The organism is Arcicella sp. GW822-FHT02H01 (genome assembly GCF_058802005.1).
In genome coordinates this window covers 4863567-4876308 of record NZ_JBXANT010000001.1, presented here as the reverse complement: position 1 = coordinate 4876308, position 12742 = coordinate 4863567, and the positions used below count along the sequence as shown (strand labels likewise).

General features: G+C 35.8%; 11 protein-coding genes. 3 read left to right on the top strand and 8 right to left on the bottom strand.

The features are described from left to right. Nucleotides 1-339: 339 nt before the first annotated feature. Nucleotides 340-1377 carry an aldo/keto reductase gene (locus AC1RNE_RS20350; RefSeq protein ID WP_492803540.1) on the top strand — a complete coding sequence of 346 codons (1038 nt, stop codon included), beginning with the start codon at nucleotides 340-342 and terminating at the stop codon, nucleotides 1375-1377. Between the two features lie 192 nt (nucleotides 1378-1569). Here AC1RNE_RS20350 and AC1RNE_RS20345 read toward each other — a convergent pair whose 3' ends face one another. The 7 genes from AC1RNE_RS20345 to AC1RNE_RS20315 form a co-directional block, all read right to left on the bottom strand. Then, nucleotides 1570-3990: a TonB-dependent receptor domain-containing protein gene (locus AC1RNE_RS20345; RefSeq protein WP_492803539.1), complete on the bottom strand. Its 2421-nt coding sequence runs from the start codon at nucleotides 3988-3990 to the stop codon at nucleotides 1570-1572. Nucleotides 3991-4181: 191 nt separating this feature from the next. Then, nucleotides 4182-5003 (bottom strand): DUF4097 family beta strand repeat-containing protein, encoded by an 822-nt coding sequence (locus AC1RNE_RS20340; protein ID WP_492803537.1) that lies wholly within the window; start codon nucleotides 5001-5003, stop codon nucleotides 4182-4184. 30 nt (nucleotides 5004-5033) lie between these two features. Beyond that, nucleotides 5034-5894: a DUF4097 family beta strand repeat-containing protein gene (locus tag AC1RNE_RS20335; RefSeq protein ID WP_492803536.1), complete on the bottom strand. Its 861-nt coding sequence runs from the start codon at nucleotides 5892-5894 to the stop codon at nucleotides 5034-5036. A 15-nt stretch (nucleotides 5895-5909) separates the two neighbouring features. Then, nucleotides 5910-6725 carry a HEAT repeat domain-containing protein gene (locus AC1RNE_RS20330; RefSeq protein ID WP_492803534.1) on the bottom strand — a complete coding sequence of 272 codons (816 nt, stop codon included), beginning with the start codon at nucleotides 6723-6725 and terminating at the stop codon, nucleotides 5910-5912. Nucleotides 6726-6739: 14 nt separating this feature from the next. Beyond that, entirely contained in the window at nucleotides 6740-7264 is a 525-nt protein-coding gene (locus tag AC1RNE_RS20325) for an RNA polymerase sigma factor (protein WP_309919630.1), read from the bottom strand. 415 nt (nucleotides 7265-7679) lie between these two features. After that, nucleotides 7680-8231, bottom strand: coding sequence for an antibiotic biosynthesis monooxygenase (locus AC1RNE_RS20320; protein ID WP_492803532.1), 552 nt, complete (start codon nucleotides 8229-8231; stop codon nucleotides 7680-7682). 110 nt (nucleotides 8232-8341) lie between these two features. Continuing rightward, nucleotides 8342-8971 (bottom strand): hypothetical protein, encoded by a 630-nt coding sequence (locus AC1RNE_RS20315; RefSeq protein ID WP_492803530.1) that lies wholly within the window; start codon nucleotides 8969-8971, stop codon nucleotides 8342-8344. Nucleotides 8972-9311: 340 nt separating this feature from the next. Here AC1RNE_RS20315 and AC1RNE_RS20310 point away from each other — a divergent pair, with 340 nt between their 5' ends. Continuing rightward, complete coding sequence (locus AC1RNE_RS20310; protein ID WP_492803529.1) at nucleotides 9312-10499, top strand: lycopene cyclase family protein; 1188 nt, start codon at nucleotides 9312-9314, stop codon at nucleotides 10497-10499. A gap of 185 nt (nucleotides 10500-10684) precedes the next feature. After that, nucleotides 10685-11965 carry a methionine adenosyltransferase gene (gene metK, locus AC1RNE_RS20305; RefSeq protein ID WP_492803527.1) on the top strand — a complete coding sequence of 427 codons (1281 nt, stop codon included), beginning with the start codon at nucleotides 10685-10687 and terminating at the stop codon, nucleotides 11963-11965. A gap of 206 nt (nucleotides 11966-12171) precedes the next feature. On the opposite strand, the gene hpf is transcribed toward metK, so the two are convergent. After that, entirely contained in the window at nucleotides 12172-12522 is a 351-nt protein-coding gene (hpf, locus tag AC1RNE_RS20300) for a ribosome hibernation-promoting factor, HPF/YfiA family (RefSeq protein WP_309919573.1), read from the bottom strand. Between the last annotated feature and the right edge of the window lie 220 nt (nucleotides 12523-12742).

Here is a 12742-nt window from a genome sequence, read left to right as displayed (position 1 = left end):
TGAATAGGCGACAGCTTCCTGAATGTTTCGGGGAGCTGTTTTGATTTTGGACTTTGGACTTGAAGACGCTAGACTTAAGACACTAGACTTAAGACTTGAAGACTTTGGACTTTGTCATTAAGTTTGGCACCTTAAATTTAACACCTAAAGTCCAGCATCTTAAAATCTAAAATCTTCAAGTCTTGAGTCTAGCGTCTTCAAGTCTTAAATCTAACGTCCTCAAGTCCTAAAGTCTAACATCTTATTTACCAAAAACGAACCAACTTTTTATTTTTTGGATTTTACTATCAGCTACTCCTTAAAGAGTAGTATATAACAAATCTCTAAAATCAATAAAGAATGGAATACAGACAGTTAGGTGCATCAGGCTTAGAAGTGCCTGTGCTAAGTTTTGGTACTGCTACATTTGGTGGTGGAAACGATTTTTTTAAAGCTTGGGGAAGTACTCAGGTAGAAGAAGCTACTCGTTTAGTAGACATTTGTTTAGAGGCAGGTCTCAATTTCTTCGATACTGCCGATGTTTATTCTCAAGGGCTTTCAGAAGAGATTCTAGGAAAAGCACTGGCTGGCAAAAGAGATAAATCAATTATTTCGACCAAAGCTACTTTTACTTTTGGCGAGGGTTCAAACAATCAGGGTTCATCTCGTTATCGTTTGATTAAACAAGTAGAAGGGAGTTTAAAACGCCTAAACACTGATTATATCGACCTTTATCACATGCATGGGTTCGATGGCAACACACCTATTGAAGAAACCCTCAGGGCATTAGATGATTTAATTCAAAGTGGGAAAATCAGGTATATTGCTGCTTCTAATTTTTCAGGCTGGCATTTAATGAAATCTCAAGCCATTGCTGACAAATATGGTTGGAATAAATATGTAGCACATCAAGTATATTATTCATTGGCCAATCGTGAATACGAATGGGAACTAATGCCTTTGGGCTTAGACCAAAAAGTTGGCGGAATTATTTGGTCACCCTTGGCGGCAGGTAGGTTAGGCGGAAAATATCGTAGAAACCAACCTTTGCCACAAGATAGCAGAGTAGCGCAAGGTGGTAGCCCCATTCCAGAAGCAGTAATCAACGAAGAAGTATTTTATAATATTATCGATGCCTTGGATGAAGTAGCAGAAGAAACGGGCAAAACCTTAGCACAAGTAGCCATCAACTGGGTATTGCAAAGACCAACAGTATCGAGCATTATTATCGGTGCTAGAAACGAAGCACAACTTCTTCAAAATATTGATGCGGTAGGTTGGAACTTGACAACTGACCAAGTAAAGAAATTAGACCAAGCCAGTGAAGTACCACCAATTTATCCATATTGGCATCAAAGACAAAATCTTAAATTGAATCCTTTGCCTAAGTTTTATTAGGATTTAAACAACCTCATCCCCCGCCCCCTTCTCCTTCAGAGAAGGGGAGCAGATTCTCGAGCTTAAAGCTCCCCTCTCTGAAAAGAGCGGGACGCGTAGTCGGGCTGGGGGTGAGGTTATTAGATACTGATTATCAATAAATTAAATACTGGTAGGTAATCAGTAGGACTTAACTCCCCCGCTAATAGAAAATCACCCTCCCTTAATCCTATTCATTTCATCTTCAGAACCTGATTTACGATTTCTCGCTCCTTTGATTTCCTTATTTCCGAAGCGATAATTGAAACTAAATTTCAATTGTTGCCCTTCAAAAGTGAATCTTAAATTTGTTTCAATGCCTGCATAGCGTGAATGGTATCCTCCGCGAGCAGTGCCTAATACATCACTATAAGAGACCTTGAAAGTGGCGTTGTCACTCCAAAACTTCTTTTGCACACCTATGTCCATCATACCCATTCCCGAGTTGTAATCGATTCTTCGGTAGGGTGAATTATACCAACCTGATAATTCTATCGTCCAGTTGTTTTTTATCTTAAAAGTATTCTGTCCGTTGCAATTAAGTGCCGCTGTGCTGTTATTAATGACTAATCCATTTTCCAGATTTGCTTTCCAGATATTGTGATAGGCACTCACATTGAAATAAATTTGCCACCATTTTGTAATAGAAGCCGTAATACTCATATCCAAACTTACCCCTTCAGAATAATCTAAGTTCCTAGAAATAAAATAGGTTCGACTACTATCATAAGGAATCCTTAGACCCACCACTGGGAATTTGGTTCGCCAATATCCTAAAGAGGTTGTCAGTTTAGATTGATATACGTGCGTCAATTTAAAACTATTGGCTAACTCAGGACGAAGGAATGGATTTCCTTTTGAATACACCAATTCATCAATCCTGTATTCAAATGGATTCAGGTTTTGATAACTCGGGCGATTGATTCTGCGACTATAATTAAGGTTAAAAGAATGATTATCAGATGCCTTGAATGATAGCGTGCCGCTTGGGAAAAAGTTCAGGTAAGTAGTATCTACCCTATCTAAATCGTTGTGCTTATAACTGGTAAGATTACCTAGCGATTTAGTGTTTTCAGCCCTCAACCCTACTTGAAAATCCCATTTCTTGTTCAACTGAACATTATAATTTATATATCCAGCGTATACTCTTTCCGTATAGGTAAATCTGTTACTTCGGTCTATATCTCTGACTTCAGTATTATTAATGACATTAAAGAAATCAAATGTATTATCCGATGTAACATCCGACCATTTTACGCCATACCCCAATTTTCCTTTTTGGAAAGGCTGTTCATAATCAATTTTAAAAGAACTGATTGTAATATCTGTCGGAGTTTTACTGACATAGTTTCGTTCGATAGCAGGAATCTCTGGCGAATAAAACTGATACCTGTTGGGCTGATAATTGATACCCCTAGAAGTAAAAATACCATAATTGGCATCAACATTCAGTTCATGCCCCGTGGTATCAGCAAAACGATAATTTAGATTTAAGTTGAGATTCTTGTTTTTTTCAGGATTAGATGTTTGCGAATAAAGTACTACAGAATCAGGGACTGAGCTAAATCGTTTACCAATCAGCGTTTGGCTTTCGCCTCCGCCATTGTGGTCGCTCATTCTACCATTGGCACTAAAGCCTATCGTATTTTTTGAATCGATATAATAATCAACGCCTACTTTGGCACTTTGCGAGGTATCCTTCCATAAGCCATGCCACGTCTTATTATAAATAGTATTGTTCAGAATTTGGTCATCAAAAGTGGTATTGTGCCAAGCACCTTGATTATAACTATAAGACCCAAAAAGGTTGACCTTTTTATCACGATGATTGATGTTCAATGAACTATTGTATTTTGGCGTAATACCGAAATTAGCCCCAAGACTTAAATTACCATTAGTTCCAATTTTTCGGTTCTTCTTCAAGCGAATATTGATAATGCCTAAGTCGCCAGCAGCATCATATTTAGCGGAGGGATTGGTGATAATTTCAATGGCTTCAATATCAGCAGAGTTCATACTTCTAAGGGTTGAGGCGAGGTCTTTCCCACTCATCTGCGACGGTCTTCCATCAATATAAATCCTGACGCCTGCTTTGCCTTTTATCAACACGTTTTCATCCTTATCTACTTGTACCCCAGGAGATTTTTGTAATAATTCTAATGCATTTGAGCCTGTCGCATTAATGCTACTTTCTACATTAAAAACTATTTTGTCTTGCTTCACCTCTATCAAAGGTTTGGAAGCTACCACCTTTACTTCCTCCAACTGTTGGACAGAGGTTAATAAGGTAAAAGGCGGTAAATCAATATTCTGATTGATTATTTCAATGGGCGAAGACCTAAAACTTTTGAAACCTACCGCATTAATTTGAAGATAGTATAGTCCTTTAGCAATATTAGCCATTTTAAACACGCCCTCTTCAGTGGCAATATCAGCTTTTACTAACAAAGAATCTTTGGTATGATGCAACGCAATGGTAGCAAAAGGAACTACTTCATTTTGTTGATTTTTAATAGTGCCATTGATAGTAAATGTTTGGGCAAAGCTAACACTAGCAATACATAGCAGTAGCATTAGCAAGAGTATTTTTTTCATAGTTTGTTAGGTTGTTTGTTGAGGTTTTTTTTATGACAAGGACAAGAGGTTTTACTAATTTGTTGCAATTTTTTCAAAATTAATTACAAGTAAACAAAACAATAGGATGAGGTTAAAACTTTAAGATGAATCTATAAGTTTAACACAAATGCTAAACCTACAGATTCTTTATTGATTAAGTTAAAATAGGTTTATTTGGCTTTTCTTAGATATATATTTCCATGCATATTCTTCATCATGATTTCAGGGCCACCGCCATTGATTTTCCCATAAATCCAGTCTTCAATTTTAATTTTATACATCCCTTTTTCACTGGCTGTATTTGTCTTAGGTTGTGTTTTGTCGATGTCAATGTCAAAATCGCTTAGTATTTCACCTCTATCTGACTTCAACTTAACATTGGTTTTAATCGTTACAGGGAAAGTAATGTCAACATTTCCATTCAAGGTTGTAAATGCCATAGGTGCTTTAGCATCTACCGATTTGAAACTGGTAATGATGTTTCCGTTAACAGTATTCGCCACGACAGAACCTGAAATATTAGAAAGTTTTATTGCACCGTTTACATTGTTTACCTCCATTTCTCCATTGATGTTATCTACCGTAATATCTCCATTATTGATGGTATGGAGTTTAAAATTTCCACCTTGTGGTACTTTTAGGGTAAGATTAACGGCTCTTTTCCAAGAATCAGAATGTACGATTATTTTGTTATTGTTTTCCTCGGCAGTAAGCTCCAATCCATTATCTGCCACGATGCGCTTCATACCTTCGGCATTGGTTTTGCTTTCTTCTTTTTTGCCTGAGGCCGCTTGTGCTTCTATTATTATTTCTTTGCCTGCATAGCTAGCTACTTTGATTGAGCCATTGATTAATTTCACTGTCAACGAATATGGCTTAGTTGGGTCGGTCAAAGGCACCGTTATCTGGTCTTTTGATTCTGTCTGAGCCACGGCTCTGTTCATCAATATGATTGATAGTAGCAAAAATCCTGCTTTTTTTATTGTGTTCATGTGCTTGATATATTTTTTGTAATAAATATTTTATGGTTGTTTTTTGATATATACGCTTCCGTTCATGGTTTCAAAGCGGTAAGCTTTTCCACCAGAGCCTATTCTGATAGACGATGTTTTGTTTAGTTTATAAACAGTTCCTTCTCCCTTGGTCTCTTTATTCTTCACTACCTGCGTTGGCAATACTTCAGTATTAGAAAAATCTGTATAGAAATGTCCATTCATGCTTTTAAACTGTAAGTCTGCCGAAAGGTCATTGAGATAGCTAACCCTGATATCACCATTTAAGGTATAATAAGACGATGGTTCTGGAGGATTGCTCACATAGTTTATTGTGATATTGCCATTAATGGTATGCAAATTACTTTGTCCTTTTGCATTCGCTACTGAGATTTCGCCATTGATATTGCGTAAATGCAATGCTCCCGCAACGTCTTTTACCTCTACATATCCATTGTTGATGGTCGAAATATGCAAGTTCATATTGAAGGGCACTTTTACAGTATACGATACATTATAATGATACTCTACTCGCTTGTCGTTTCTTCGCTCGTTATTGCGATTAGGGCGAGAATCAAATGGTTGAGCCACATAAGCAATAATACTATCGCCTTTTTGTTCAAATGCCAACTGAAATTCTTTTTTGCCAGTCTCTACATCATCTTCCTCTCGGGCAGAAATATTTTTATCCACTTCTATGACTACTTTAGTGCCAGCATAGCCTTCTACTTTTACAAAACCATTGATATTATAAATGGCTAAAATGTTAGTGGTTGTCTTCGATACCTCAAATTCTTTATGAAGATGTTCATCAAATTTCTGTGCATTTGTTGACGATTGGGCACAAGAGAGTACCACTCCTATTATAAAGGAGAATAATGTTCTTTTCATGATGTAAAGGTTTATTTAAATGAGTTGATTAATACTTTGTTTTATTTTATCCTTGACCATCTCGTTAAGATTGTCTTGTTTAAGCAATTTTTGAAGGGGTTTTATCGACTTTTTTTCCTGTAATTTTACCATTACATCAGCAATGGCTGATTGTACTAAGGGCGAATCTTGCTTAGTAATGCTTTGCACCAATCCTTCACGAACCCTCGCATTATGTGATAATTTGGTAAGGGCATCCAAGGTCATCAAGCGGACATTTACATTTTCATCGTTGTTTAGTGTCATCAACAATGCATCTACTACCTGTGCATTTACTTCTGTAATTTCTTCTGAATAACTCACCGCACGCATTCTTTCAGAGGCCGAAGGGTTTTCCAATAACGACATCATCATCATTTTCTTCATTTCCTGCACTTCAGAAGATAAAGCAGTTATTTCCTGATTAGAAGTTAGTTTATCATTTGAATGATTGATAAAATAACCAATGCCAAGTCCAACAATTAAAAGCATAAAACTATACGACAGTTGCAGAGCAGGTTGAATCGTCCAAAGTTGTTTGAATTTTGCTAAAATACTTGTTAATGGATTATTCTTTTCGGCTACGGTTTCTTTATAATCTTCCAACATGGCATAAAAATCTGTGCGCATATTCGCAGAAGGCATAGGCTTAGGAAGCTCGCCCATCATTATCCATAATGTTTGAGATTGTTCAAACTCTTTCTGACAATCTGCACATTCAATTAAATGTTCTTCTAACGCTATACGTTCAACATCGTTGATAGGATTATTCAACAAATAAGTAAGTCGCTCTTTATCATATTCACATTTCATAAGACTTGCCTTTTTTATACATTAATTTTAAAATAAATACTCTTTAATTGACCCATCGCACGATGCACCCTTACTTTAATTGCCCCTTCGGTAGTATCCAATATTTTGGCAATCTCCTGATAACTCAATTCCTGATACCTACTCAAAATCAATAATTCACGGTTTTCTGTACTTAAACTACCAAGAGCTTTTTCGAGCATGTTCAATTCTTCTTCTTTCTCAAATTGCTCATCAGCCAGTGTACTCCCTCCTATTCTTTCCTCAAAATCTTTTATATCGTATTGAGCCTTATTTCTGATATTCTTTTTAGCATGGTCGTTCAACACATTGCGAGCCAAATGATACATCCAAGTTCTAAACTCACCATCACCCACAAACGCATTTCTATATTTAAGCATCCGATAAAAAACATTCTGAGTCATATCCTCACTTGCTTCTTTCTGGTTCGTCATGTGAAAAAGAAAGCCGTACAGAGAACGATGGTACCGTTCAAAGAGCAGACCCATCTTGTCGAGGTCTCCAGCTTTTACTTTTAGCATGAGTGCGTTATCAGAAAGATTATCCAAGTAATTAAATGTGATTTAGTGTAATTTGTATTGGTAACCGCGGTAATGATGAAAGGTTACAGAAATATTTGAAAAAAAATAAAAAAAGTTTTTTCAAACAGATGGGATGACTTGAAACAAATAAAATCCACCTGAAATAGGTATCTGTAGGCAGAAGCTTATAACCTTAAAAAATCGTATGAATGAAAGAATCCTTCGGATTCAAATGTCTATAGCTTAAAATGAACCCCTCATATACGACTCCTTCGGAGTCATACCATTCTTTTTTCCTTTTTCTATAAATATATCATCCCTTCGGGATTGGTTTCTTTTCTAATATTATTTTTCAATTTAACTTTTGTTACTGTTTATCACGGCGACGCCCAGACCAATGAAGGCGGAAGATAGCTTACCTATAAAGCCAGTTTTTTATACGTTTTGTGTAATGAGGCATTACAACATAAACCATCAGAAAAACGATAACCCCTGAAATAAAAAGTGAGTCCAAGTATCGAATCTGAGGAAAATGCAAAAACCTCAACACTGTTAAAATAAGTAATGGAATAATGAGTGATAATGGATAGATAGCAGACCACGTTACTAAATACTGTTTCCAACGAACAGGTGCTTTGGGCTTTTCAGTTTCTGAAACAAAAAGAAAATCTAAACCACTTTTTATAACATAATTATCATCTCTGGCAAATAGTGGAGTTACCTTTTCGATGAGCTGTTTCCTTTTTGAAGACTCTATCCAATTTTTAAGGTTTGTAATTGAATCGAAACGAATAATAACAGTATAGATAAACGTTAGATTAGGAATTGGGCGTATTATTTGCCAATCAACAAAACCGTTTGAACTCTTACAAATTGGACCAATTTCATTGAGCCATTCATCGTATTTCTCCTCTTTGCCTTCTATGATATGATGCGTTATGACTACAGATGCTCCTTGGTTTCCCATATTATGTGCTTATTAAAGAAGTTTTAAGATAGATAAAGTTTAGATTTATATCGATTTAAAAGTAGATAAGTATTATATAACCTGAGAACCCTTATTAACGGCTGTTTTATTTATTTGCACTTTGGTTTATCATAATATATGTACTCCTCTTTTAAGTTGTATTCCTTTTTTATCCCAGTTTTCCAAGCTAAATAGTCTTCTTTAAATTCATTGACATCGCTAGGAATTCCTCTTGCCCAATACATATCTCCGTGGACTAATAACATAGCCCAATGAAATGACACTTCGTGGGTTAAAAATGTAATGTCATTAATTGTTCTCGGTTTTTTTGCTAAAAATGAATCGTTTACGGTTTCACTTGCAATAAAGTAATTTATTTTGCCATACTTTACCATCATGTGTTTTATATATTCACAATATGAGAAATGATTAAATATTACTCCTGTTTCGTTATCCTCAAATTGAAGCCCATCCATTAGCCTTTCAGGTTTTTTTTTGTCCCAAACTCTCATTCCATAGTTACCCCAACCCGTAATAATGTCAAGTATTTCATATGTTCTGTATTGAAAAATTTCATCACTTGAAAAATTCACAGCTAATTGTTCGACAAGTTTTTCAGCATCTTCTTGTTGCCCGCCTGAATTTTTATAGTCAATTAAAATATTTTGAACTTCTTTATTAAAACAGTCTCGATGTTCAATTTTTTCTCTTAAAGTTTTTTGTAGCTCTTTATCGGTCATTTTATTGTATGGTGTTAAGCTAAAATAAGTGCTACTCGTTTATATACGAAAGTTTTATAGTGCTTTTTCTATTTTCTAAAGTAACATTATAAATATTTTAGCCTTTGTTGGTGTTTTTCACCAACAAGTCATGCGTCAGCAATTTGCCAATTATTTTTACAATATTATTATTAAATATTGCTGACACAAAATTCGTTGGAGAAAAACTCCAACGAAGGCAGAAAATGAGTAATAAAAAATCTCACAGCTGAAAGCTCAAAGCTCATAACTACAAAAATCCCAAAACAACATCCCAATTTTCAAGTTAATATCATTAAATTGATACTTCTTCTACTGAATAATGAATCAACATCTTCCAAATACTTATCAATATATCATTGCTGGTGGTGGTATGGCTGGGCTTTCTTTGGCTTTTTACTTGAATAAAAGCTTATTGAAAAATGAATCTATCCTTATTATCGACCGTGATGTAAAACAGGCTAATGACCATACTTGGTGTTTTTGGGAGAAAGATGCTAGCCCCTTTGAGGATATTATCTATAGAAAATGGAATGGCTTTTGGTTCTATGGAAAGGAACAATTTGCTAGATTTATGGATATTGAAGAATACACCTACAAAATGCTTCGGGGTGAAGATTTTTATCAATATATTATTCCACTCCTCAAACAAAACCCTAACATTAGTTTTTTGCAGGCTGATATTGAAAGGATTAGTGGAACTACTACCTCAGCAGAGGTGGTGACCAACAAAGGTACATTCATAGCCAATGGCTTTGTGTTTGATAGCGTCACAGTGTCTAGCTTCAATAATCCCAATTACCATAATATGCTCCAACATTTTAAGGGTTGGATCATTGAAACTACTCAACCAAGCTTTGAACCCGAAAAACCTACGCTTTTTGATTTCAGAATACCACAGGAAAATGAATGTAGATTCGTATATGTTTTGCCTCATTCCGCTACTAAAGCATTGATTGAATTTACGGTTTTTTCAGACAACCTCCTCGACGAGGCTTCCTATAACAATACCTTAAAACAATATATTCAAGAGGTTTTGAAGATTGATGATTATCGAATCACTGAAATAGAGTCGGGCGTTATTCCCATGTCTGACGAGCCACAGGTAATTTCTCCGTCTCCAAAAGTTATCAGGATTGGTACGGCTGGTGGGTATGTTAAAGCCTCAACGGGCTATAGTTTTCAGCGTAGTCAACGATTTTTACAAAAATTAGTCTCGGATTTAGCCGTAGCCCATACTGAAAATCAGTCGATAATATTTCATGGTAATTTCAATACAAATCGCTGGAAGGCGTTGTTGGATAGTATCCTCCTCAATGTGATGCTGCATAAAAGAATGCCTGCTGATATGATATTCACTAAGTTATTTCAATATAATCGTCCAGCAGATGTATTAAAGTTTCTGGATGAAGATAGTACTATCTGGCAAGACATTGGCTTGATGCAAAGTATGCCTACTTTGCCATTTATCATGGGTGCAAAAAGTGTTGTACTGGCAAAACTCTATTAAATTATAGTAGTATTAGTCCTAATATTTTATGGTAACATTCGTTTTTATAGTCAATATCCTTAAATATAGACTTATTTAAAGATAATTTATCTATAAATACAGCATTCAATAAGCCAAATTGTCAAATAAAAATATTAGTGATAAATTTGTGCTTTGATTGATTCACAAATTATAAAATATTCATAATGGCATATCTTTTCACCTCTGAGTCGGTATCGGAAGGACACCCAGATAAAATTGCTGACCAAATCTCAGACGCCCTCATTGATAATTTCATGGCGTTTGATCCTTCTTCAAAAGTAGCGTGCGAGACCCTTGTAACCACAGGTTTAGTAGTGTTAGCAGGAGAAGTAAAAACTAATACTTATTTAGATGTTCAAACCATTGCCCGTGATGTAATTCGTAAAATCGGATATACAAAATCTGAATATATGTTCGAGGCAAATTCTTGTGGTATCATCTCTGCTATCCATGATCAATCTGCTGATATCAACCAAGGTGTTGATAGAGTAACGGCTGATGATTTTGAATCGAAAGCAAATGCACAAGGTGCTGGTGACCAAGGAATGATGTTTGGTTATGCAACCAAAGAAACCGACAACTATATGCCTTTGGCGTTAGATTTGGCTCACCAAATCTTGAAGGAAATGTCAGCGATTCGTAACAGCGAACCTGAATTGATTAACTACCTTCGTCCAGATGCAAAATCACAAGTAACTATTGAATATTCTGACGATAACGTTCCTCAAAGAATTGATACCATTGTTGTTTCAACACAACATGATGAATTCTCGGATGACGAAACAATGTTAGCCAAAATCAAGGCTGATGTTATCAATATTGTTATTCCAAGAGTAAAAGATAAATGTAAGCCTGAATTACAGGGTTTATTTGACGGCGATATTACTTACCACATCAACCCTACTGGAAAATTTGTAATCGGTGGACCTCACGGAGATACAGGTTTGACAGGCCGTAAAATCATTGTTGATACTTATGGTGGCAAAGGTGCGCACGGTGGTGGTGCATTCTCTGGTAAAGATCCTTCAAAAGTTGACCGTTCGGCGGCTTATGCTACGCGTCACGTCGCTAAAAACTTAGTGGCTGCTGGTTTGGCTGACGAAGTGTTGGTACAAGTTTCTTATGCTATCGGGGTGGCTCAGCCTTGTGGTCTTTTTGTCAATACTTATGGTACTAGCAAGGTAGACTTAACAGATGGAGAAATCGCTCGTCAAGTTGAAGAAATCTTCGATATGCGTCCTTATGCTATCGAACAACGTTTGAAATTGCGTAACCCTATCTATTCAGAAACGGCTGCGTATGGCCACATGGGACGTACCAACGAAATCGTGAAGAAGTCTTTCAAAGGGCCAGATGGCGTTGTTTTTGAGAAAGAAGTTGAGCTTTTCACTTGGGAGAAATTAGACTACGTAGATGCTGTAAAAGCTAAATTTGGCTTGGCATAATTTAGATATATTATCTATCAAAAAAAAAGGCATCAATCGATGCCTTTTTTTTTGATACTATATAACCATTTTTTTTAATATTATCTAATACATCACAAGCAACATTTCCTGTATTTATACTCTATTTTTAGAAAATAAAAAAGGGAACTTCTTGCGAAGCTCCCCTTAAAGCAAATTACACTTACTAAATTGCACTTACTAAAATATTAACTTTCCATTGCCATCGACATTAAAACGTTTCTTGTCGGATTAGCTTTATCTTGTATTCGTTCTTTAAATCTTTTAAGTTGGATTTTGAGTGCTTCAATGGCGATGTCCATTGCTTCTTCAAATGTCTTACCCTGTTCTTTTACAAAAAGCGTCCCGCCGGGTAAATTAATTTTAACTTCCAACATTTTACTTCTGACCTTTTTTGTATCTCCTTTATCCACTTTTAGAAATACTTCACCTCCAGTAATTCGGTCATAAAAGGTATCCAGTTTGTTTAGTTTTGACTGGATGAACTCCAATAGCTTGATGTCAGCATCGAAGTGAATTGAATGCACTTGTAATTTCATACGCACTCGGTGTTTAAGTTAAACAAATTTTAAAAAGAAAGCCCTCAATCAAAGCTTTTTTGCTCATTGGAGCAGTTCTCTGTTTTACCTTAATGTTTCTCATTCAAATTTCACTTACGCTACACATCTATTTTATTGCAATCAAACAAAAAATATAATTCAACACAAATGGAAATAAGAAACATTAAAGTCAAAACAAAGAACTCTCCGTTTTAGTCAA